Source organism: Actinopolyspora alba (assembly GCF_900112765.1).
Classification (GTDB): domain Bacteria; phylum Actinomycetota; class Actinomycetes; order Mycobacteriales; family Pseudonocardiaceae; genus Actinopolyspora; species Actinopolyspora alba.
Genome location: NZ_FOMZ01000009.1, coordinates 89,259 through 112,186 on the forward strand (window position 1 = coordinate 89,259; position 22,928 = coordinate 112,186).

The 22,928-nt window shown below is 68.3% G+C and carries 20 protein-coding genes; 14 read left to right on the forward strand and 6 right to left on the reverse strand.

Going from position 1 to position 22,928, the window contains the following annotated elements; translation table 11 throughout:
* Positions 1 to 115: 115 nt before the first annotated feature.
* Positions 116 to 1,747, reverse strand: a complete 1,632-nt coding sequence (gene mptB / locus BM150_RS14880) for a polyprenol phosphomannose-dependent alpha 1,6 mannosyltransferase MptB (RefSeq protein WP_092927877.1) — start codon at positions 1,745 to 1,747, stop codon at positions 116 to 118.
* 138 nt (positions 1,748 to 1,885) lie between these two features.
* Here mptB and BM150_RS14885 point away from each other — a divergent pair, with 138 nt between their 5' ends.
* The 7 genes from BM150_RS14885 (at position 1,886) to BM150_RS14915 (ending at position 8,506) form a co-directional block, all read left to right on the forward strand.
* Positions 1,886 to 2,731, forward strand: coding sequence for a helix-turn-helix transcriptional regulator (locus tag BM150_RS14885; RefSeq protein WP_092927878.1), 846 nt, complete (start codon positions 1,886 to 1,888; stop codon positions 2,729 to 2,731).
* Between the two features lie 50 nt (positions 2,732 to 2,781).
* Complete coding sequence (gene sufB / locus BM150_RS14890) at positions 2,782 to 4,188, forward strand: Fe-S cluster assembly protein SufB (RefSeq protein WP_175496854.1); 1,407 nt, start codon at positions 2,782 to 2,784, stop codon at positions 4,186 to 4,188.
* Positions 4,188 to 5,381 (forward strand): Fe-S cluster assembly protein SufD, encoded by a 1,194-nt coding sequence (sufD, locus tag BM150_RS14895; RefSeq protein ID WP_092927880.1) that lies wholly within the window; start codon positions 4,188 to 4,190, stop codon positions 5,379 to 5,381. Before sufB ends, sufD begins: the two co-directional genes overlap by 1 nt.
* Positions 5,382 to 5,486: 105 nt before the next feature.
* The gene (gene sufC, locus BM150_RS14900; RefSeq protein ID WP_092627699.1) at positions 5,487 to 6,260 is read left to right on the forward strand and encodes a Fe-S cluster assembly ATPase SufC; all 774 of its coding nucleotides are present in this window, start codon (positions 5,487 to 5,489) and stop codon (positions 6,258 to 6,260) included.
* Positions 6,257 to 7,597 (forward strand): cysteine desulfurase, encoded by a 1,341-nt coding sequence (locus BM150_RS14905; protein WP_175496841.1) that lies wholly within the window; start codon positions 6,257 to 6,259, stop codon positions 7,595 to 7,597. Before sufC ends, BM150_RS14905 begins: the two co-directional genes overlap by 4 nt.
* Positions 7,598 to 7,607: 10 nt before the next feature.
* Entirely contained in the window at positions 7,608 to 8,069 is a 462-nt protein-coding gene (gene sufU, locus BM150_RS14910) for a Fe-S cluster assembly sulfur transfer protein SufU (protein WP_092927881.1), read from the forward strand.
* Positions 8,070 to 8,152: 83 nt separating this feature from the next.
* Positions 8,153 to 8,506, forward strand: a complete 354-nt coding sequence (locus BM150_RS14915) for a metal-sulfur cluster assembly factor (protein WP_207227649.1) — start codon at positions 8,153 to 8,155, stop codon at positions 8,504 to 8,506.
* Between the two features lie 258 nt (positions 8,507 to 8,764).
* On the opposite strand, the gene BM150_RS14920 is transcribed toward BM150_RS14915, so the two are convergent.
* Positions 8,765 to 10,231 carry an MFS transporter gene (locus BM150_RS14920; protein WP_092927883.1) on the reverse strand — a complete coding sequence of 489 codons (1,467 nt, stop codon included), beginning with the start codon at positions 10,229 to 10,231 and terminating at the stop codon, positions 8,765 to 8,767.
* A 45-nt stretch (positions 10,232 to 10,276) separates the two neighbouring features.
* On the opposite strand from BM150_RS14920, the gene BM150_RS14925 reads away from it, so the two are divergent.
* On the forward strand, positions 10,277 to 10,546 hold the full coding sequence (locus tag BM150_RS14925) for a hypothetical protein (protein WP_092927884.1): 270 nt from the start codon (positions 10,277 to 10,279) through the stop codon (positions 10,544 to 10,546).
* Here BM150_RS14925 and BM150_RS14930 read toward each other — a convergent pair whose 3' ends face one another.
* Entirely contained in the window at positions 10,547 to 12,343 is a 1,797-nt protein-coding gene (locus tag BM150_RS14930; RefSeq protein ID WP_092927885.1) for a GGDEF domain-containing protein, read from the reverse strand.
* Positions 12,344 to 12,691: 348 nt separating this feature from the next.
* On the reverse strand, positions 12,692 to 13,882 hold the full coding sequence (locus BM150_RS14935; RefSeq protein WP_092927886.1) for a lycopene cyclase family protein: 1,191 nt from the start codon (positions 13,880 to 13,882) through the stop codon (positions 12,692 to 12,694).
* A 64-nt stretch (positions 13,883 to 13,946) separates the two neighbouring features.
* On the opposite strand from BM150_RS14935, the gene BM150_RS14940 reads away from it, so the two are divergent.
* The 5 genes from BM150_RS14940 to BM150_RS14960 all read left to right on the forward strand — a co-directional run bounded on the left by BM150_RS14940 (position 13,947) and on the right by BM150_RS14960 (position 19,916).
* Entirely contained in the window at positions 13,947 to 15,542 is a 1,596-nt protein-coding gene (locus BM150_RS14940) for a deoxyguanosinetriphosphate triphosphohydrolase family protein (protein ID WP_092927887.1), read from the forward strand.
* A gap of 63 nt (positions 15,543 to 15,605) precedes the next feature.
* Entirely contained in the window at positions 15,606 to 16,283 is a 678-nt protein-coding gene (locus tag BM150_RS14945; protein WP_092927888.1) for an acVLRF1 family peptidyl-tRNA hydrolase, read from the forward strand.
* Between the two features lie 400 nt (positions 16,284 to 16,683).
* On the forward strand, positions 16,684 to 18,312 hold the full coding sequence (locus BM150_RS14950; protein WP_092927889.1) for an ABC-F family ATP-binding cassette domain-containing protein: 1,629 nt from the start codon (positions 16,684 to 16,686) through the stop codon (positions 18,310 to 18,312).
* A gap of 430 nt (positions 18,313 to 18,742) precedes the next feature.
* Positions 18,743 to 18,952 carry a helix-turn-helix domain-containing protein gene (locus tag BM150_RS14955; protein ID WP_017975887.1) on the forward strand — a complete coding sequence of 70 codons (210 nt, stop codon included), beginning with the start codon at positions 18,743 to 18,745 and terminating at the stop codon, positions 18,950 to 18,952.
* A gap of 154 nt (positions 18,953 to 19,106) precedes the next feature.
* Positions 19,107 to 19,916, forward strand: coding sequence for an enoyl-CoA hydratase/isomerase family protein (locus BM150_RS14960; RefSeq protein ID WP_092927890.1), 810 nt, complete (start codon positions 19,107 to 19,109; stop codon positions 19,914 to 19,916).
* A 216-nt stretch (positions 19,917 to 20,132) separates the two neighbouring features.
* Here the strand turns inward: BM150_RS14960 and BM150_RS14965 are convergent, their stop codons facing one another.
* Complete coding sequence (locus BM150_RS14965; protein ID WP_092927891.1) at positions 20,133 to 20,876, reverse strand: sugar isomerase domain-containing protein; 744 nt, start codon at positions 20,874 to 20,876, stop codon at positions 20,133 to 20,135.
* 375 nt (positions 20,877 to 21,251) lie between these two features.
* Here BM150_RS14965 and BM150_RS14970 point away from each other — a divergent pair, with 375 nt between their 5' ends.
* Positions 21,252 to 21,968, forward strand: coding sequence for an Imm1 family immunity protein (locus tag BM150_RS14970; protein ID WP_092927892.1), 717 nt, complete (start codon positions 21,252 to 21,254; stop codon positions 21,966 to 21,968).
* Positions 21,969 to 22,070: 102 nt separating this feature from the next.
* Here BM150_RS14970 and BM150_RS14975 read toward each other — a convergent pair whose 3' ends face one another.
* Positions 22,071 to 22,898 carry a M55 family metallopeptidase gene (locus tag BM150_RS14975; RefSeq protein WP_175496842.1) on the reverse strand — a complete coding sequence of 276 codons (828 nt, stop codon included), beginning with the start codon at positions 22,896 to 22,898 and terminating at the stop codon, positions 22,071 to 22,073.
* Positions 22,899 to 22,928: the final 30 nt, after the last annotated feature.

Consider the following 22,928-nt stretch of genomic DNA (forward strand, 5'->3'; position numbering starts at 1 on the left):
GCTCCGGTTCCGTAGGTGCTCGTTTGGCGGGAGAACCGGCAGCGGTGTGAGTGGAGAGAGCGGCCGTTTCGGCGCCCGCGGCGCCGAAGGGCTTCCTCCCCGGTGTGATCGGGTTCTAGTGGGATTCCACCGTGGCCCGGTTGCGGCGGGTGGGCAGCAGCCGCGGCACCCTGCCGCGGGTGAGCGGCAGGATCACGGCGAACGCGATCAGGGCGGCGATGACGGCGAACGGGATCATGTAGTAGCGCAGTACGTACCCGGCGCCCGTCGGGGGTACCAGCAGCGCGACCGAGGCGCTGATGGCGATGGTGACCACCCGGAACCGCGAGTCGTTCGTGGACACCGCCAGCGGGGCGAGCGCCCACAGCAGGTACCAGGGGTGCAGCACCGGGCCGAGCAGCGCCACGGCTCCCAGGGTTATCCCCAACCCGGTCAGGGGTTCGATCCGGCCGCGGAAGGAGGTCCACAGCAGTCGTAGGCACACCAGTGCGCTGATCCCGTAGCCGATCACCTTGGTGATGCTCAGCATCGCGTCGGTGTGGTTGCCGAGCCGCAGCAGCATGCTCACGCCGCCGCCGCCGAACATGCCGACCGCGGTCATCGGTGCCAGCCATGTCTTGATGCGGTTCGGCACGTCGAAAGTTTCGAGCCAGCCCAGGCCCCAGCCGCTGGTCACCGTGATGACTGTCATGGTCGCGAGGAACACGGCGACCATCGCCGCGGCCACGAGCAGCAGGTCGGTGAGTCGGCCGCCGCGTCGGCGCGCCAGATACATCCCGAGGAAACCGAGGGCGATGAAGGCAGGGGGTTTCACGGCTCCCGCCACGACTATCACCACCGACCCGACGACGAGTCCCACCGGGCGCGGCAGCCGCAGTCCCAGCTCGATGCCCGCCAGCATCAGGCCCATCAGCAGTGCCTCGTTGTGCATACCGCTGACCACGTGGAACAGCACGATCGGGTTGGCCGCGCACAGCCACAGCGCGCACACGGGTGGCACGCCGCAACGCCTGGCGAGGTGGGGAATGGCCCAGACGGCCAGCGCCAGCGACAGCAGCATCACCACTCGCCACAGCAGCACGCCGAACACGATGTTCTCCCCGACGATCGCCGCGATGCCCCTGCCGAACATCAGGAACAACGGCCCGTAGGGGGCGGGGGTGTCCCGCCAGATGTTGGGGACGTTGCCGGTCAGTGGGTTGTCCACGCCCAGCGCCTCGGAGGGGCCGAACTCGTAGGGGTCGGCGCCGCTGGCCGCCACCGCGCTCTGCGCGAGGTAGGCGTACATGTCGCGGCTGAACAGCGGTGGGGCTATCGCCAGCGGAAAGCCCCACATGACTATGGTGCGGCCGAGCTGGGTGTGCGAGACGAGGCGGCTCCGCCCCGGCAGCGCGAGCCTGCCCAGCCACAGCCAGCCGATCACGACCATCAGCATGCCCAGCCAGGCGCAGGCCATCGCCACGGTGGGCATGCGGGCGGGCAGGCTCAGCACGCGGATTCCGGAGATCGGGTTGTCCACCGGTGCCGCTCCCGCTCCGAGCGCGGCGAACGCGAGCAGCAGGGCACCTGTGGTGCCGAAGCGGCGTACGAGTGCCAACTGGCGGCGTTCGCTCCGGTCGAGTGGCCCCGGGACGTCGTTCGTCGTCGGTGTGATCGTGGTCGTTCCGGCGTCCTCCCGTGTTCGGTCCCGCCGGCCGGAGTCGCTCCTGTCCGAGTCGCCTGTGTCGGTCGCTTCGCCTGCCGCCATGTTGACCGAGCCTAGCCACTCGACCGACGGGTGCGTGGCAAGGGCGAGTGGTGCGTTCGGGCAACCGGGTTGTGAGACAACTCATGTGCTCGGACCTGCCCGCTGCCTTGCCGCTCCAAATTAGGTAACATCAGTGTTGTGAAAAACGTCGGAACCTCCCCAGCGGGCGCGGCGGTCGAGTGGGCCGCCGGCGAGCCGGACTCTGCGCGGCAGGGTGCGGCTCCGAGCGCCGGTGACGGGCGGACCCGGCAGCTGGTCGCCCGGACAGTGCTCGAGCAGGGCCCCGTCACGGCGGCCGGGATCGCCGAGCGGCTCGGCCTGAGTCCGGCGGCGGTGCGCAGGCATCTCGACGCGCTGGTCGCCGATGGTGAGGCGTGGATCAGGGAGTCCTCGTCTCGCGGCCGTCGGGGGAGGGGACGTCCGGCTAAGCTGTTCCTGTTGACCGAGAGCGGCCGGGCACGGTTCGGCCACGCCTACGACGATCTCGCCGTCTCGGCCTTGCGGTTTCTGGCCGAACAGTCCGGCGAGCAGGCGATTCGCTCGTTCGCCGAACGGCGGATGGCCGCTCTGGTCGAGCACCACCGTGACGCGTTGGCAGCGAGTGGGACCGTCGCCGAACGGGCCCAGGTATTGGCTGACGCGCTCACGCGGGAGGGCTATGCCGCTTCCGCGCGAACCGTCGGGTCAGGGGAGCAGCTTTGCCAGCACCACTGCCCGGTGGCGCATGTCGCTGCGGATTTTCCGCAGTTGTGTGAGGCCGAGACGGAGGCGTTCGCCGAAGTTCTCGGCACCCACGTGCAGCGGCTGGCCACGATCGCCAACGGCGACGCGGCCTGCACCACGCACGTTCCGCACGCACGATCGGACGACCGTACGGCGAGCCGTCCGGAAACCGATCACAACGCTGTCGCTTCGGGGTCCGCGCCGCGGAGTCCGGACCGACAGGACACTGCCCCGAGTCCTCATGGAGGGGAGCCCGTATGACTGCCGCTGCGGAGCAGCGCACACCCACCACGGTGCCCAGTTCCGAACCAATGTCGCAGGAAGAGACCATTGCCACGCTCGGCAACTACGAGTACGGCTGGTCCGACCCGGACGTCGCGGGCGCGAACGCGCAACGCGGCCTCAACGAGGACGTCGTCCGGGAGATCTCGGAGCGGAAGGGCGAGCCCGACTGGATGCTGCAGGCTCGGCTGAAGGCGCTCGGCCTGTTCGAGCGCAAGCCCACGCCTGCCTGGGGCGCCGATCTCTCGGATATCGATTTCGACAACATCAAGTACTTCGTGCGTTCCACCGAGGAGCAGGCCCAGACCTGGGACGATCTGCCCGAGGACATCAAGAACACCTACGACAGGCTGGGTATCCCCGAGGCGGAGAAGCAGCGGCTGGTCGCCGGTGTCGCCGCGCAGTACGAGTCCGAGGTGGTCTACCACAAGATCCGCGAGGACCTCGAGGAAAAGGGTGTCAAGTTCCTCGACACCGATACCGCGCTGCGGGAGCACCCCGAGATCTTCGAGGAGTACTTCGGCTCGGTCATCCCGGCCGGTGACAACAAGTTCTCCGCGCTCAACACGGCGGTGTGGTCCGGCGGCTCGTTCATCTACGTGCCCAAGGGCGTGCACGTCGACATTCCGCTGCAGGCCTACTTCCGGATCAACACCGAGAACATGGGCCAGTTCGAGCGCACCCTGATCGTGGTCGACGAGGGTGCCTACGTGCACTACGTCGAGGGCTGCACCGCGCCGATCTACTCCACCGACTCGCTGCACTCGGCCGTGGTGGAGATCGTCGTCAAGCGCAACGCCCGTTGCCGCTACACGACCATCCAGAACTGGTCCAACAACGTCTACAACCTGGTCACCAAGCGTGCCAAGGCCGAAGAGGGCGCCACCATGGAGTGGGTCGACGGCAACCTGGGCTCCAAGGTGACCATGAAGTACCCGTCGGTGTTCCTGATGGGCGAGCACGCCAAGGGCGAGGTGCTCTCGGTGGCCTTCGCCGGTGAGAACCAGCACCAGGACGCGGGCGCGAAGATGGAGCACATGGCGCCGCACACCTCCTCCTCGATCGTCTCCAAGTCGATCGCGCGCGGCGGTGGGCGCACCTCCTACCGCGGGCTGGTCAAGGTGGCCAAGCGCGCCAACCACTCCGCGTCCAACGTCAAGTGCGACGCCCTGCTGGTGGACAACATCAGTCAGTCGGACACATACCCGTACGTGGACGTCCGGGTCGACGACGTGACGATGGGCCACGAGGCCACCGTGTCCAAGGTCAGTGACGATCAGCTGTTCTACCTGATGCAGCGGGGGCTGACCGAGGACGAGGCGATGGCCATGGTGGTGCGCGGGTTCGTCGAACCGATCGCCCGCGAACTCCCCATGGAGTACGCCCTGGAACTGAACCGTCTGATCGAGCTGCAAATGGAAGGGGCCGTCGGCTGATGACGGAGTCGACTCTCGAAACGTCCGGCCGGAACGGCCTCGACGAGCGCGATCCGCAGAACTCCGCGGTGCCGCCGCGGAGTTCCCGCGGGCACCGCTTCACCTCCTACGACGTGCGTGCCTTCGAGGTGCCCGGTGGACGTGAGGAGGACTGGCGCTTCACGCCCATGAAGCGGTTGCGCGGACTGCACGACGGCTCGGCCGAGGCCACCGGTTCGCTCGATGTGGAGGTCAGCGGGGACTCCGCCGTGAAGGTGGAGACCGTGGACCGCTCCGACGAGCGGCTGGGCACGGCCGGAGCTCCCGCCGATCGGATCGCCGCCCAGGCGTGGAGCTCGTTCACCGAGGCCACCGTGGTCACGATCCCGAAGGACACGCAGGCCGCCGGCCCGGTCACCGTCACCGTGCACGGCCCGGGCCAGGATCGGATCGCCTACGGACACCTGCAGATCCGGGCCGAACCGCTGTCCGAGGCCGTGGTCGTGCTGGACTACCGCGGTTCCGGGATCATCGGCGACAACATCGAGATGATCGCCGAGGACTCGGCACAGCTGTCGGTGGTGACCATCCACGACTTCGCCGACGACGCCACCCAGGTCTCCTCCGAGCACGCCTACCTCGGCAAGGACGCGGTGTTCCGCCACTTCGCCGCCTCGCTGGGCGGCGACCTCGTGCGGGTCAACACCAAGGTGACCTTCGGTGACCGCGGCGGCGACGCCGACGTGCTGGGGGTGTACTTCGCCGACAGCGGTCAGCACCTGGAGCACCGGCTGTTGATGGACCACGCGCAGCCGAACTGCCGCAGCAACGTCACCTACAAGGGGGCGCTGCAGGGCGATTCGGCCCGCTCGGTCTGGATCGGTGACGTGCTCATCCAGGCGGCGGCCGAAGGGACCGAGACGTTCGAGCTGAACCGCAACCTGGTGCTCACCGAGGGAGCGCGTGCCGACTCGGTGCCCAACCTGGAGATCGAGACCGGTGAGATCGCCGGGGCGGGTCATGCCAGCGCGATCGGGCGTTTCGACGACGACCAGCTGTTCTACCTGCAGGCCAGGGGGATTCCGTACGACCAGGCACGCAGGCTGGTGGTACGCGGCTTCTTCGGCGAGCTCCTGCAGAAGATCACGGTCGACGAGGTCCGCGAGCGGCTGGAAGCCGCGATCGACAAGGAACTGGCGGCGGTCGGAGCATGAGCCGGCCACGGCCGGAACGCTCGGCGTTTCGGCCGCCCGCCCACCGCCGCTGACGCGGCAGCAAGACACAGCTTTTCGCGCAACCACCTGGAGAAGACGAACACGATGGCCACCCTGGAGATCAAGGACCTGCACGCCGAGGTCGAAACGGAGGAGGGCTCGAAGGAGATCCTCACCGGCGTGAACCTCACCGTGCGCTCGGGCGAGATCCACGCCTTCATGGGACCGAACGGTTCCGGCAAGTCCACCCTGGCCTACGCGATCGCCGGACACCCCAAGTACAACGTCACCTCGGGCTCGGTGCTGCTCGACGGTGAGGAGGTCCTGGAGATGAGCGTCGACGAGCGCGCTCGCGCGGGCCTGTTCCTCGCCATGCAGTACCCGGTCGAGGTTCCGGGCGTTTCCATGTCGAACTTCCTGCGCAGTGCTGCCACCGCCACCCGGGGCGAGGCCCCGCAGGTTCGGCACTGGGTCAAGGAGGTCAAGCAGGCGATGAGCGACCTCGAGATCGACGAGTCGTTCTCGGAGCGCAGCGTCAACGAGGGTTTCTCCGGCGGTGAGAAGAAGCGTCACGAGATCCTGCAGCTCGACCTGCTCAAGCCGAAGTTCGCGATCCTCGACGAGACCGACTCCGGTCTGGACGTGGACGCGCTGCGCGTGGTTTCCGACGGCATCAACCGCTACACCGAGAGCGGTGACAAAGGTGTCTTGCTCATCACCCACTACACGCGCATCCTCAAGCACATCAAGCCCGACTACGTGCACGTGTTCGTCAAGGGCCAGGTCGCCGAGTCCGGCGGTCCCGAGCTGGCCGACGAGCTCGAGGAGTCCGGCTACGTCCGCTTCACGGAGAAGAAGGAGGCAGCCGCGCAGTCATGACCGTTGAGCCTCCCGGTGTCCGGGGGTCGGACACCACGCAGACAGGTGCGGGCACCGCACCGGCACCGCTGGACGTGGCGGCGCTGCGCGCCGACTTCCCGATCCTGCGGCGCACGGTGCGCGACGAGCGTCCCCTGGTGTACCTGGACTCCGGGGCGACGTCGCAACGCCCCACCCAGGTGCTCGACGCGGAGCGCTCCTTCGTGGAGACCTCCAACGCGGCGGTGCATCGTGGTGCTCACCAGCTGGCCGAGGAGGCCACGGACGCCTACGAGGGTGCGCGTGCCAAGATCGCCAGGTTCGTCGGTGTGGCGACGAACGAGATCGTGTTCACCAAGAACGCCACGGAGGGTGTCAACCTCGTCGCCTACGCCATGAGCAACGCGGCGACCGCCGGTCCGGAGGCCGAACGGTTCCGGATCGGCCCCGGTGACGAGGTCGTGGTCAGCGAGATGGAGCACCACGCCAACCTCGTGCCGTGGCAGCAGCTGTGCCAGCGGACCGGTGCGACGCTGCGCTGGTTCGGGGTCACCGACGAGGGCCGGTTGGACCTGTCGGAGCTGGACGCCCTGATCAACGAGCGCACCAGGGTGGTGGCGGTGACTCACCAGTCGAACGTGCTCGGCACGGTCAACCCCCTGGAAGCCATCGTGGATCGGGCGCACCGCGTCGGCGCGTTCGTGGTGCTCGACGCGTGTCAGTCCGTCCCGCACGGGCCGGTCGACTTCGCCGCGGCCGGTGTCGACTTCGCGGTGTTCTCCGGGCACAAGATGCTCGGCCCGTCGGGCATCGGGGTGCTCTACGGCAGGCACGAGCTGCTTCGGGCCATGCCGCCGTTCCTCACCGGCGGATCCATGATCGAACTCGTGCACATCGACCGTTCGACCTTCGCCGAACCGCCGCAGCGCTTCGAGGCGGGCGTTCCGATGACCTCGCAGGTGGTCGGCCTCGGCGCTGCCGTGGACTATCTGTCCGTGGTGGGAATGCAGCGGGTGTCCGCGCACGAGCACCGGCTGGTCGAGCGTGCGCTGCGCGAGCTGTCCGCCGTGGAAGGGGTACGCATCATCGGCCCCGTGGACACCGAGAACCGTGGTGGTGCCGTGTCCTTCGTCATAGACGGGGTGCATCCGCACGACGCCAGCCAGGTGATGGACGACCAGGGCGTCGAGATACGAGTGGGCCATCACTGCGCCTGGCCGCTGCACCGCAGGATGGGTGTGCCCGCCACGATCAGGGCCAGTTTCTACCTCTACAACGAGTTGGACGAGGTGACCGCTCTGGTGGATGCTGTCCGCGAGGCCCAGCGTTTCTTCGCGGTGACACCGACGGCAGGCTGAGGATGTGGTGATGCAGCTCGAACAGATGTACCAGGAGATAATCCTGGATCACTACCGGAATCCGCACCGGCACGGCCTGCGGGAACCGTTCGACGCCGAGTCGTTCCAGGTCAACCCGACCTGTGGTGACGAGGTGACGTTGCGGGTGCGGTTGGTCGGCAGTGGTACGGAGGCGACGGTGGCCGACGTCTCCTACGCCGGACAGGGCTGCTCGATCAGTCAGGCTGCCACCTCGGTGCTGACCGACCTGGTGGTGGGCCGTCCGTTGCAAGAGGCACTGGACAAGCAAGCGGTCTTCACCGAGTTGATGGAAGGCCGCGGCCAGGTCGAACCCGACGAGGACGTCCTGGAGGACGGAGTCGCCTTCGCAGGGGTCGCCAAGTACCCGATGCGGGTCAAGTGTGCACTGCTGGGTTGGATGGCATTCCGGGACGCTGTATCGCGTGTTGTCGATGAGGTGGGAGCGTCATGACCAGTACCGAGAAACAGACGCAGGAGCAGCGGGGCACCGCCGCCCCCGAGGACGGTACCGAGGTGGTGCGCGGAGTCGAAGGCATGCCGGAGCCCCCGGCCGCCACGGCCGAACTGGCTGCCGTCGAGGACGTCGAAGAGGCCATGCGGGACGTCGTCGACCCCGAGTTGGGGATCAACGTGGTCGACCTCGGCCTGGTCTACGGTGTCCAGGTCGAGCAGGACAACTCGGCTTCGATCGACATGACGTTGACCTCGCCGGCGTGCCCGCTCACCGACGTGATCGAGGAGCAGGCACGTTCGGTGCTGACCGGCGGTCCCAACGGTGGTCTCGTCAACGATTTCCGGATCAACTGGGTGTGGATCCCGCCGTGGGGTCCGGAGAAGATCACCGAGGAGGGGCGTGAGCAGCTCAGGGCACTGGGCTTCACCCTCTGATCGAGGTTTTCCGGTCGGGGTGCTCGCTTGGCGGAACCTCCCGCCGGCTCTCGCTCCGGGACCCGAGCGCTCCGGGACGACTCCGGAGCGGTGGTCCTGCGGACGTACATCGGGGACGTCGGTTCACGGGTCGGATCCCGTCGAACCGGCGTCCTTCGTTCGTGTGGTCGGCCTTCGTTCTCGTGGTCGGCCGGGGGCTGCAGCGGGAGTCGGGCGGGACTCCGTCACGACCCGCCGCGGGGCTCGGAGGAAGCGGTCCTACCGGCCGGACGAGCCGGTGCCTTCCGCCTCGTGGGCCGTCAGTGGCTTGGCCAGGTTCTCCAGGCTGGAGCGTTCGGCGCGTACGCCGAGCGTCAGCTCGGCGATCCCGCCCAGCAACATCACGGCGGCACCGATCAGGAATGCCAGGGTCACGTTCCCCACCCGCTCGGTTTCGATGAGCTGGCCGAACAGCAGCGGCCCCGTGATTCCGCCGACCGCGGTGCCGACCGCGTAGAAGAACGCGATCGCCAGTGCACGGGTCTCCATCGGAAACACCTCGCTGACGGTGAGATAGGCGGCGCTGGCACCGGCGGAGGCGAGGAAGAAGATCCCCACCAGCAGCGCCAGGAACGTCCAGCGGTTCAACATCCCGTAGAGCAGCAGCATCGCCAGCGGCACCGTCAGCAGTGCCGAGCCGATGTAGGATCCCGCGATCATGGGAATCCGGCCCACCGTGTCGAACAGCCGGGACAGCAGCACCGGGCCGGTGAAGTTGCTCAGCGCGTAGATGACGATGAACACCGGCACGATCGTCGAGGAGACGCCGAAGAACGTGCTCAGCAGGGTTCCGAGGTTGAAGGTGAGACCGTTGTACAGGAACGCCTGGCCGATGAACAACGCGAGGCCCAGCACCGCACGGCGGGGGTAGCGCCGGTAGGCGGTCTCGGCGATCGTGCGGAACGGGATGGATCGCCGCTGCCTAATGGTGATCGATTCGCCGGGTTCTTCCAACCGGCTGCCGCTCCGTTCGGCCACGTCCCGCTCGATGCGGTCCACGATCCGTTCCGCCTGTTCCTGGTAGCCGTGGATGAACAGCCAGCGCGGGCTCTCCGGGACGTTTCTGCGTACCAGCAGAATGCCCAGGCCCAGCACCGCCCCCACACCGAAAGCCACTCGCCAGCCGACGGCGGCGTCGAACACGGCCCGGTTGAGGAAGAAGACCGCTGTTGCCGCACCGCCTGCCGCGCCGAGCCAGTAAGACCCGTTGATGATCAGGTCGATTCGGCCGCGTACTCGTGCCGGGATGAGTTCGTCGATGGCGGAGTTGATCGCGGCGTACTCGCCGCCTATTCCAGCTCCGGTGACGAACCGGGCCAGGTAGAAGTACCAGGGGGCGAAGGCGAACGCGGTGGCCACCGTGGCGATCAGATACACCAGGAGAGTCAGCAGAAACAACTTCTTGCGGCCGAACCGGTCGGTGAGCTGGCCGAAGAACAGCGCCCCCAGACAGGCCCCGAGGACGTAGATCGCGGCGGCGATGCCGATCTGTCCGGAACTGATGGGGATACCGCTGTCGGACTCGGTCAGCCGGGACGCCACGGATCCGACCATGGTGACCTCGAGACCGTCGAGGATCCACACGGTTCCCAGCCCGATCACCACCCGCCAGTGGAATCGGGACCAGGGCAGCCGGTCCAGCCGTGCCGGGATGTGAGTTCGGATCGTCCCCAGTTCGATCGCCATCGCCCACGGGGATTACCCGCGCAGGTCGCCGGGTATGCCTCCCACATGATCGGATGTCGAGTGCTGGGGCATCGCTATCGTTTCCGCGCGGTCGACGCGGAGTTGAGGTGGTACTGCGAGCGCGGCTGCGGAGCCGGCGCGAGCAAGCGGTACCCCACAGCCGAGCTGGCCGCGCGTTATGCCACCGCGTTGGACCGGGAGGATCGCGCCGCTCTCGGTGAACGCGCTCCGTTGCTCGGGCTGTTGCCGCTGCGGTTGTGGCGGTCACTCGGCCGGAAGCGGCAGGGGAGTCGTTCTCCGACCGCGCGGAGCTGATCAGTGGCCGTCCCGGTGACGGGCCCCGGGGGCACCCGGACGTGGTGGAGGTGGGTCCGGATCGCGGGTGGGAAATCCCGGCTCGCCCTGCTCGGGGATGTCCTCGCGGGAACCGCGCAACACGTCGACCCGGTCCGAACCGATCCGCGACATCACCCAGCTGGAGCCGGTCAGCGACTTCGCGTGCTTCTTCAGCGGGACCAGCAGCCGCGAGGCGTCCTGGTAGGAGGTGGTTCCGGTCTGCGTGCACACCAGCGTGGAAAGCGAGAGGGTGACGTCGATGCCTCCGGCGCGTCTGGGCGGGTCCAGCACCATCCGCGCCAGGTTCACCAGATCGTCCAGATCGGCTACCAGCAGGAAGTCGTCCCCTCCCACGTGCCCCACCCGCACCGAGCCCAATGAGGTCGCCGCGTCGGTGAGCGTTCTGCCGACCGAGCGGATCAGCTCGTCACCGGCGGAGAACCCGGCGGTGTCGTTGACCGTCTTGAACCCGTCGATGTCCAGCCAGCTCAGTGCGAACACCTCGCCCGCGGCGATGCGGCCGTCCACGTCGCGTTGGATCGCGTCGCTGCCCGGAAGTCTGGTCAGCGGATTCAGCGCCGCCGCCTGCTCCGCCTTGAACTCCGCCATGCCGCGGATCAGATGCACCGCGCGCACGGTTCCCAGGCACCTGCCCGCCTCGTCCACCACGATCGCGTCGTCGTGCACCCGGGTGTGGTCGGCCCCACTGACCAGGGTCAGTGCTTCCATCGCCGTGGTGGCCGTGTTCACCAGCCTGGGTTCGTCGGCCAGGCGTGCCGCCGGGCGTTGCGCGTGCAGCGCGTGACCGTAGGGGCCGGTTACCGCCAGCAGGAACCGGTTGCGGTCTATCGAGTACTCGGGGCGGTTGTGCTCGTCCACCAGCACCACCCCGCTGATCTCGGGATGGTCCGCCAGCACGCCGCGTACCGAGTCCGCCGTGGCGTCCCGGGAGAGCATCGTCGCGGGGGACAGGAATTCGGTCACCCGGGGGCCCGCGGGGGTCGGTTTCGAGCCGCCGTACGACTCGTCGCTCTCGGCCACTGCCTCGGGGATCTGCAGTGAGGTCGGTGGACGCCGTGCCGCCGAGGCCAGCAGGTTGCCCTGGACCACTCGCACACCCGCCGCGCGCAGCGCTGCCAGCTGCTCCTCCCGCTCCGCTCCCTCGGCGATCAGAATGGCGCCGGTGGCGTTGCACAGTCCCTGCAGCGATTCCAGCAGCGCGGCCTGCCCCGCGTTGTCGGGAAGCCCCTCGATGACCCCCTTGTCGAGTTTGATCGCGTCCGGTGCCAGCTCGGCCAGCAGCGTCAGCGGTATGTCGCCGTCGCCGACGCCGTCCACCGCTATCCGGTAGCCGTGCGAACGCAGGTTCGCCACCTCCGAACGCAGTTTCCGCCCGTCGAGTCGGGAGAACGGCGGCGCGAGCTCAAGCGTGATCTCCGTGGCGCGTCGCCCCACCTCGGCCAGTTTGTCGTGCAGCGCGCGCAGTCGGTGCGACTCGTGCGTCACGGTTCCGCCGAAGAGGTTCAGGTGCAGCGGCAGCAGCGACTGCTGCTCGTGCGCACGGTCCACGGCGGAGACCGCCAGATCCACGTCCAGCTCTCCGACCCGTTTCTGCCGGGCGGCCTCTCGGAAGAAGTCCGTGATGTGTCCGTCGGCGGGGCGGGCGAGCGCCTCCACGGCGACCACCGCGCCCGTACGGATGTTGATCAGCGGCTGGAAGGCGAACCGCACATCGTTGGCCGGTCCTAGCACGTGATCGATGTTGCCGGGATTCATGTCGTCTCGGCGAGCCCGTTCACCAGCTGTTCAATGACATGTAAGCGCTCCTGTCCGTCGTCCTTCGACAACATAGCGCGTTCGCTCGTGTCGTGGCAGCAAGCGCGAGCTGAGAATGTGGTAACCGGCACAACACGATGACCAGGGGTGGGCACGCGGCGTAGCGAACTGCTCCGTTCGGCTGGCGGAACGTGTCCGCCAGGTGCGGCGTCGTGCTTGGTCGAAGGTGAGGGGCTCCCGTGGTGAGACCGCTCGCGAGGCGAAACCAGCCACGCGGCCGATTCCGCGCGGGCGCCGGCTTCGTGCGAGCGACTGGGCGTGCCGAACACCGCTCCGGGGTTGGGCCCGTCAGGAAGCCGGACCGGCCAGCCCGCCCACGACCAGTCGTCGTCGCAGCCACCAGGGGGATCGTTTGAACAGCTCGGTCATGGCCTCGCGGCACTCCCGGGGTGAGGCCAGTGGCGTCAGGAACGCCCGCTGTTTCCGGGGCGGCATGTCGAAGAACACGTCGAAGAAGCCCGGAACCATTCGCGGCGGCATCGCCAACAGTCCCTCGGCCGCGCACAACCGCAGCCGCCGTGTGGTCAGTGCCGGAAGTGGCCACAACACCGCGCGGGCGGCACGAGCCGCTGTGACCGGATCCCGCTCCAGACCGTCGCTCAGGGCCGCGGCCACGAGCGGCGCCAGCTGTAGCACACCGGCGACGCTGAAACCCGTGGTCGGGTGTATCAGGCCCGCGGCGGCGCCGAACGGCACCGTCGCGAACGGGACGGTGCGCCGCCGCTCGGGCACCGGATCGTCCAGTCGGAACCGCACTCGTTCCTCGGGCGTCCGGCCGGGTGCGGTCACCCCCGCCGCCCGCAGCCGGGCCCACAGCCGTCGACGCAGCGTCGCCAACGGAAGCCCCGGACGACGTGCCAGGGCGGTCTCCTCCAGCAGCGTTCGGTCACCCGGCAGCGGGACGGCGTAGAGGAAGCTCGGCCACGGATCGTCGTTCGAGGGTGGCTGTCGCCAGTCCATGAACACGCCCCGGTCCACACCGACCAGTCGCTCGGCGTGCTCGTTGGGAAGCACCGCGCCCACGGCGGTCTGTTCGCTGGCCAACCGGTCCACACGTCCACCCGACAGGACCCGGTTGCTGCCCGACGCGTCCACCAGTACCGCCGCGCGCAGTTCGCGCCCGTCCCGCAGCCGCACCGTGCGTCCCGCTGTGTCGTGCTCCACCTCGCCGACCGTGCCGGTGACCTCGCGGATCCCGTCGCGGTGCAGCAGCCGCCGCAGCGCCGGGTTGTCCAGCACGCAGTACTCGCCGTGCAGCAGATGCGGTCGCGTTCCCACCGCGGTCGTCCTGCTCGTGGTGCGGGCCAGCGCGGTTTCCGCTACCGCGGTGGGCAGCTCGTCCCGCCAGCAGGCATAGGTGTTCGGCCACGGTCGTCGCGGCGCGGGGTCGACGAGCGTGACCCGCAGTCCGGTGTCGGCGCAAGCCGCGGCCAGCGCTCTGCCCGCCGGGCCACCTCCAACCACCAGCACGTCCACCATGCGTCCATCAGATCACGGCGATTCGCGACGGGGCAGCCGGTGGTGGGCGCGCTAGCGTTGCGGTATGGAGCCCCAGCCGCCGTCCGGGCGAACCGCGCGGAGCGGCCACCTCGTTCGCACCGCGGCGGAGCCCGCTCACGTCGCCCAGCCGTACGATCTCGCGGCGAGCCCGTTCCGGGCCGACCGGGACCGCATATCCGGCTCGGCGTTCTTCGCCCGCCTCGGCGGCGTGACCCAGGTCGTCAGTCCGAGCGGATCCGGACTGTTGCTGCACAACAGGTTGACGCACAGTCTCAAGGTCGCCCAGGTGGCCAGGGCCGTCGGGGAGAGCCTGTTGGGTGATCCGGAGAGTCGGGCCGCCGTGACGCGGCTCGGCGGATGTGATCTCGACGTGGTGGAAAGCGCGGGCCTGGCGCACGATCTGGGGCATCCGCCGTTCGGCCATCTCGGCGAGCGGGTGCTGGATCGGATCGCGCGGGAGCGCTTCGGGCTCGTCGACGGTTTCGAGGGCAACGCGCAGACCTTCCGGATCGTCAGCAGCATCGACGTGCGCGGTGGCGGCGGGGACGGTCTCGACCTGACAGCCGCGGTGCGGGCGGCGCTGCTGAAGTACCCCTGGACCCGGCTCGCGGCACCCGATCCGCGTTCGCTGCCGTTACCGCCTCGGGGCGCGTCCGAACCGGAGGACGCGCCCGGCACCGGTGCCGCCAAGTTCTCCGCCTACATCACCGAGCTCGACGACATGCTGGACTGCCGGGCCCCGTTCGCAGCGGCGCTGGCGGGCTGGCAGCAGACCGTCGAGGCATCGGTCATGGACACCGCCGACGACATCGCCTACGCCATCCACGACCTGGAGGACTTTCACCGGGTGGGGATCCTGCAGCACGCGACGGTCTCCACCGAACTGACCGAATGGCTCGGCAGGGCGGCGGAACTGGCGAGGTTCGACGACGCCGAGTTGCGAAGCCGATCCGAATCTCCGGGGTACTCGCTGGAGAGCCTGCGCAGGCGCCTGCATGTCAAGGACTCCTGGATCGCCGCCGACGACGCCTTCGTCGGGGCGGTCAAGAAGGTGCAGTCCGACCTGGTCACCAAACTGCTGGAACAGCCGTTCGACCGTTCCAAGCAGGCCGAGCGTGCCGTCGCGGCCTTCTCCGGAACCTGGACGCGTCGACTGGTGCGTGGCGTGCGGGTGGAGCCCGATCCGACCACGCGTTCCGGCCACGTCGTGCTGGACCGCGAGCAGTGGCACGAGGTGCAGATACTCAAGTTCGTGCATCGCCGGTTCGTGCTGCAGCGCCCCGATCTCGCGCTGCACCAGCGCGGTCAGGACCGGTTGTTGAGCAAACTGGTGCAGGCGCTGGACGAGTGGCTGATCGACCGTAGCGAGTCCGCGAGGCTGCCGCACCGGTTGCGCGATCTGTTCGAGCACGCCGCCGTCGAGCTCGACGCGGTCCGGCGTGACGATCCCACCTCGCTGCTCCCGCACTCCGAGCGGTCCTCGTCCGAGTCCCCCGACCGGGAGCAGCTCGAACGGATGGCTCGGGGGCGGGCCGTCATCGACTTCGTCGCCTCGCTCACCGACGAGCAGGCAGCCGCCCTGCTGGAATCGCTGTCCGGCCGCACCACGCAGCTGTGGTCCGACACCTTCGTGCTCTGAGTGGCCCGTTCTCGGACTCCTCGGTTCCGGGAAGGCACGAGTGGACAGTATGATCCCCGAACCGTGAGCAGCAGGGTGCGGCAACTACCCGGCGGCGGTAGAGCGGTGGAGGTGGAACCGGATCGGCTGGCCGGTTGGTTCGAGCGGTTCGGGCGGCGCCACGAGGGGGTGGCCCGGACCTCGGAAGCGGCCGACGTCGTACGAGTGAGCGCCGTCGACGGTGCGGAGGCCGTGGTGCGGGTTCCGTTCGGCGGACTGGCAGAGCCGGGTGGTGCGGCCGAGGGGCTCGCGATATCCGGACTGCTCGAACACGTCTCGCGTTCACGACGGCTCGGCCTGATCCTGGTGCGGCACGGTGCCCACAGCATCGGTGTGGTGCTGGACGGCGAGGTCGTGTCCTCGACCACCGATCGCCACTACGTGCAGGGGCGGACCAAGGCCGGTGGCTGGTCGCAGAAGCGCTACGCGCGCAGGCGGGCCGGGCAGTCGCGCAAGGCGGTGAGTTCGGCCGCCGACGCCGCGGCGGAACTGCTGCTTCCGGTGCGGCGGGAATTGGACGGCGTCGTGCTCGGTGGCGACCGCGCGGCGCTGGACGAGCTGGCAGCTGATTCCCGCCTGGCCGAAATGCTGGCCGCGGCCGAGCCGCGCGTGCTGGACACTCCCGAGCCGAGGCTGGCGGTGTTGCGCGAGGCCGCCGAACGTGCGGTCTCGGTCGAGGTGGAGGTCCGGGAACCGCGGTAGTGGGTCTCCGCCGCCGGGCGGGCTCGGCAACGCGGGTGAACAACCAGAGCAGCTGTCGAAACCCCGTCGCCCGGCCGGTATGATTGCGGTGGTTTGTGATCGCTTTCCGTCGCGGCGCGTGTGGTGGACGGACATCGGTCGTCGTGCCCGGTGTGCCGAGGTCGATGGGGAGTTCCCGCCGCGTGACCGGATGGTTGCGGTCCCGTGGGCCGTGGCTTGCCCGTGGTGCGCCCCACACACGTGGGCGCCGCCGCGTGCCGTTCGCGCCGTGAAGTTTTCCGCTGTCGTGGGGAGTCGTCCCGCGCGGAAGCGACCGAGGCGGTTCACGGTCGCGTGGCCGCCGGAAGACGGTGCGCACTGACAAGCACGTTCGTCGATATGTCTCGATCCGGAGTTTGCGTTGATCTCTGCCAGTGGCCTCGAACTCAGGGCCGGTTCCCGTATCCTCCTCGCGGATACCTCACTGCGTGTTCAGCCCGGTGATCGAGTCGGTCTGGTCGGTCGGAACGGCGCCGGCAAAACCACCACGTTGCGCGTGCTGGCCGGTGAGGGCGAGCCCTACGGCGGCGAGATCACCAGCCACGGCGAGATCGGTTACCTGCCGCAGGATCCCCGGGAGGGGGATCTGTCGGTCACGGCCAAGGATCGGGTGCTCTCGGCTCGCGGGCTGGACCGGATCCTGCGCGACATGGAGAAGACGCAGTCCGAGATGGCCGAGTTCGTCGACGACTCCGCGCGGGACAAGGCCATCCGCAAGTACGGCAAGCTGGAGGAGCGGTTCGCCGCCCGTGGGGGTTACGCCGCGGAGGGCGAGGCCGGGCGCATCTGCAGCAATCTCGGCTTGCCCGACGGTGTGCTGCAACAGCCGCTGAGCACGTTGTCCGGTGGGCAGCGCAGGCGTGTCGAGCTGGCCAGAATCCTGTTCGCCGCTTCGGAAACCGGTCCCGGCGGTGCCTCCAACACCACGCTGCTGCTCGACGAACCCACCAACCACCTCGACGCGGACTCGATCAACTGGCTGCGGGACTTCCTCAAGGTCCACGACGGTGGCCTGGTGGTCATCAGCCACGACGTTGAGCTCATCGACGCCGTGGTCAACAAGGTCTGGTACCTGGACGCGGCGCGCGGCGTCGCCGATGTCTACAACATGAGCTGGCAGCGTTACCAGGAGGCCCGCGCCGACGACGAGAAGCGCAGGCGCCGGGAGCGGGCCAACGCCGAGAAGAAGGCGGCCACCCTCAAGGCGCAGGCGGACAAACTGGGGGCCAAGGCGACCAAGGCCGTGGCCGCGAAGAACATGGCGCGGCGTGCCGACCAGATGATCGCCGAGCTGGACGAGGACCAGCCCACCGAGCGGACCGCCAAGATCAGGTTCCCTTCGCCCGCGCCCTGCGGCAGTACACCGATGACGGCGCGGGGACTGTCAAAGTCGTACGGCTCGCTGGAGATCTTCAGCGGGGTCGACCTCGCGGTGGACCGCGGGTCCAAGGTGGTGGTGCTCGGGTTCAACGGTGCGGGCAAGACCACGTTGCTGCGGCTGCTGGCAGGCATGGAGACGCCGGACGCGGGCGAGGTCCAACCCGGCTACGGCCTGCGGATCGGCTACTACGCGCAGGAGCACGAGACGCTGGACACGAACGCGACCGTCTGGGAGAACATCCGCGCGGTCGCGCCCGACACCTCCGAACAGGAGCTGCGCACCTTGCTCGGCGCGTTCCTGTTCGCGGGTGAACAGTTGCAGCAGCCGGCCGGAACCCTCTCCGGCGGGGAGAAGACGCGGCTCGCGCTCGCCGGGCTGGTCTCCAGCGCCGCCAACGTGCTGCTGCTGGACGAGCCGACCAACAACCTCGATCCGGCCAGCCGGGAGCAGGTGCTCGACGCGCTGCGCAGCTTCACCGGTTCGGTGGTGCTGGTCACACACGATCCGGGAGCCGTGCAGGCGCTGGAGCCGGAGCGGGTGATCCTGCTTCCCGACGGCAGTGAGGACCACTGGTCCGAGGAGTACATGGACTTCGTGCAACTCGCCTGAAGGCGGCTCTCCGCGCGGGTCGCCGGGGCGGAGCGCAGGGGCTCTCCCGTTCCGCTCCGGGCGCACGCACGAGGTCGGTCACGGTTCGGGGCATCCGCCGCGACTCGGGCTCGGCCGACGGGGTTCGCTCACGCGCCGTCCCGTTCGATCATTCGGACTGTACCGATTCGGTTCGGTGAATGCCGGACGTGGCGCGGTTCATTCTCGTGTCCGCGCTCTCACTGAACGGAAGCGCGTGTGTCGGAAACGAAATGTTGATCTTGTTTTGTGTCCCGCAATACCTGATTTCCATGATCAATAGGAATATATCCGCCCGTTGGGCGGGATCTGTTGGCAAGGTCGTCTGGCGTTTCCGGCTTTCCTGTTCGATCATTGGCCTGACAGGGGTCGCGAGCGGCCCGACCTGTTCTACGGGGAAGGCGGGGACACAGTGGTTGATCTGAAGAAGGGTGCGCGAATCACCGGAAGCGCACGAGACAAACTGGCCAGTGACCTCAAGAAGAAGTACGAGAAGGGGGCGAGCATTCGTTCCCTGGCGGAGGCGACCGGTCGTTCATACGGTTTCGTGCACCGCGTACTGGTCGAGTCCGGAGTGCAATTGCGGGGGCGCGGTGGTGCGACCCGCTCCAAGAAGAAATAGGTATCCACGGCTGCGGCGTGCCCGGCACGCTGTCGGCACCGGGCACGCCGTGTCCGAACGGTCCGTACCACGCGGCCTCCGATCGCGGCACCATGATCGGTCTTCTAGGGTGGTTGTCATCCCGACCGCTGGTGTGTAGCGACGGAGGACCCGTTTGACGGAATCGGCAATTGATCCCGGTGTACTGGATCGTGGGCACGTTCGACTGATGTTGCGCGGTTCCCGCGCGACGATCGTTCTCGATCGACCGGATCAACTCAACGCGCAGACGCCGGACACCTGGAAGGCGTTACGCGAAATCGGACAGAACCTCGCACCCGAGGTGCGCGTCGTCGTTGTCCGGGGGGAGGGGAGGGCGTTCTCCGCCGGGTTGGATCGGCGACTGTTCGAATCCGAACAGGTCGACGGTGCACCCGGGCTGTTGTCGCTGGCCTCCAGCCCGGTTGAGCAGGGTGACGCCGAGATAGCCGCGTTCCAACAGGGATTCAGTTGGTTGCGTGATCCCGAGCGGGTGACGATCGCGGCGGTTCGGGGGCACGCCATCGGCGCGGGTTTCCAACTGGCACTGGCCTGTGACATGCGTGTGCTGGCCACCGACGCCAAGCTGCGCATGGCCGAGACCAGTCTCGGTCTGGTTCCCGACCTCGGGGGCACGTTGCCGCTGGTTCGGGCCGTCGGTTACTCCAGAGCCGTCGAGATGTGCCTGACCGGGCGGGAAGTGGACGCCGATGAGGCCTCCCGGATCGGGTTGGCCAACTCGGTGGTCGAACCCGAGCATCTGGAGGACGCGACCGATCAGCTCGTCGAGGCGATCATCCGGTCGCCCACCGGGGCGGTACGCGAGACCCTCGCGCTGTTGTCCCAGGCGGAGGAGGCCGAGGATCCCGAGCAGCAGTTCGCCGCGGAACGAGCGGCCCAGCTGCGCAGGCTGCGGGAGCTGATGGGTGGTTCCGGCGGCGAGTAGAGCTCCGGCGGAATCAGCTGTTCGGACGGTGCGGGCCGTGGAAAGGGAGTCGGGCACGGGCCGCACCGGGCCGCGCCTCGGGTTGAGCGCGCCCACAGCGGCGACCGGCTCCACCGGGGCGGCACCGGGTCGCGACGGTCCTGCCCGTTTCGGTCTAGACCAGTCGCGACACCGGTGGGGAGTCGATTCATGACCACTCCCGGCGTGCTCGCCGGTTCAGCGCAGCCGCGGTACGCGCTTGCCGTAGTGCTCCAGCCGCTCGGCGTTGGCCTCGTCACCGCCGGGAACGTTGGAACTGCGCCACCACGGCAGCGAGATGCCGGCCTCACTGGCACGTTCGTACGTCTCGACCATGAGCAGATTCCACAGGAACACGTTGGCCAGTGACGACCCCGGTGCCGTCGCCGGTCGCTGCTCCGGGTGTGTGATGTCGCCCGCGGGCACCATGGTGTCCAGCACGACCGTGGCCTGATCCGCCAGTGTGCCCGCCTCCGTGCGTCGCGGGGCTCCCGCTGCCGCGGCGGGTGAGGTCACCGCGATGACCTGTGATCCCTCACGGCGTGCCGTGGCCGCCAGTTCCACCGGATAGGGGTTGATCCCCGAGTTGGAAAACACCACGAGCACATCGGTGCCGCCGCGCAACCCCGATTCCCGGAGCACGTCTTCGGCGAGTCCCTCGCGCCGTTCGGTGGTCGTGCTGGTCGCTGCGCCGTGCAGCGGGAGCAGATCGGGGTGGTACAGCGGGCGAACCGCGGCCAGTCCTCCTGCTCGGTAGAAGCTTTCCAGTACACCGGCAAGGGAGTGCCCCGCACCCGCGGTGAACACGAGACCGTCTGCCTCGACGCAGTCGATCAGCGTTTTCGCCGCCTCACCCAGTGCGGCCCTGTTGTGCTCGGCCGCTCGATCCAGGTCCTGCAGGCTCCGTTCGGCGTGCTTGCGTGCGTGCGAACCGTCCGTCATGCCGTCCTCTCGGCTGGATTCTGGTGTCGTGAGCCGATAATCGCAGCGGAATCCCCGAGGCTGTGCCATGTGTGACAGATCACTCCTAGCTGGGTGCCTCGGGATGTGTGCCGCGAACCCGGCGCCGGTCGTCGGAAACCGGGAGCCGAGCCGTGCGCGGCGTTGTCCACCGTTCGGTGATTTCCGCCGGTGCCGTATCGGATCACTGCGTGTACCCACGGTAATCTCTCGAGCGGCCCCGGAGCCGACCGACATCGCTTTCGATCACCGGCCCGTTCGGTCGTACCCCGAGGCTGGCAGCATGATCGCAACAGCTTGGTGGGTTCTAACGGGTGCCACCAGGGAAACGGGTACACGGATTGGAACACGGAAGGCATGTCGAATCCGCCGTCACACGACGAGCCGACCGCGCCGGGGAACCTCGCGGAGATCTTCGCCCGCTTGACGGACGTGCCGTTGGACCACGTGGACAAGCTGCTCGACACCACCGAGTCCGTCTACGCGGACCTCAACAGGGTGATGGAACATCCGTACTGGGCGGATCTGGTGTTCCACCAAGGGGCCGCGCTGCGGGCGTTGCGAGAGGCCCGGGCCGAGCTCGACGCCTTCCGCGCCGAAGCCGTCGGAGCGCGCAACACCGAACTCGGGATCACGGTCGCCACCGGTGTGATCGGTGACGAACGGGAGTACGCCGAACGCGACGAGCGCAAGCGTGAACTGGTGGAAAAGTTGCTTCGGCCACCGCGACAGGGCCGAGCCTGCCAGCTCTACGTCTGGGACCGTCCGTACGAGAACGAGGAGGAGCCCGGCCCCTACAGCGGGATTCGGGTCGTGACCTCGGCCGACGACGAGATGGGAGTGCTCAACTACACCGAGGAGGACGAGGAGGGGCAGCTCTCCTCCTGGCAGACCCGTAGCAGTGATCCCGATCCACAGGCCCCCGTGCTGCGTTTCGACCTCGGTAGCCCGCTGGCCTTTCCCGCCGACTCGGTGCTGGGGTTCGCCGAGCTCCGCGCGGCGCTGGACGAGTTCGTCAGCACCGGTGCCCGTCCCGAGTCGGTCCACTGGCAACAGGCTCGCTGGGGACGGTAGTTGGCTCCGGTCGTCACTACCCGTTGTCGGACCTCCCGGAGCGAGAGCACTCGGGAGGCTCCGCCGGGCGAGTAGCTCGACAACCCGGCCGGAAGACTCCGATCAGCCGTAGAGCTCCTGCACGGCTCGGGAGGCCACGGTCGTGATCACCTTGAACGTTTTCATCGCCGTGGTCATGTCGGCTGCCTCGAAGTCCACCGCACGAGCGCCGGTTCGTTCCACAGTGGGAATCAGTTCGACGGCATCGGCGAGGTGCGTACCGGTGAACTCGAGTTCGATCCGGTGGGCCGAGGTTTTCGGGGTGCCGCGTCCCGCCTGCCGCATGGACAGCTCGGCGGCGGAGCTGATGTCGGCGGCGGTGCGTTCCGGCGGCGAGCAGACCGCCGCGTACCTGCTCACGCACTCCTTGACCGCGACCGTGTGGCTGCCCGGGGTGTATTCCCGCGCGTCCGAGCAGGTCAGATCATCGCCGGTGACCAGCAGTACCGGCACCCCGTACTCGGCGGCCAGCGCCGCGTTGAGCCTGCCCTCGCTCGCGTGCGCGCCGTTCAGCCACACCCCGAGCAGTCCGTTCTCCATGTAGGTGTGTGAGAGGACGCCGTCGGCACCCGCGCCGGTGTGGTAGCCGAGGAACACCACTCCGTCCACGCCCGAGTCGATTCCTTCCATCATCGACAGTGGTTTGTGGCGTCCGGTCAGCATGCGCGCACGCGTGTCGAGTCGCTCCAGCAGCAGGTGCCGTTGGATCGAGTGCGCCTCGTTGACCAGCGTCGCGTTCGCGCCACCGGCCGCGAGCCCGGCCACGCAGGCGTTGACGTCGCCGGTGAACAGCTCTCGGAACCGTTGCCAGGCTTCGGTGCCCGCCACCACGTCGTCCGTGCCGGTGACACCGGTGGCGCCTTCCATGTCCGCAGAGATCAGGATCCGCACGGTCGTCCACCCTAGACGCCCGGCGCCGTC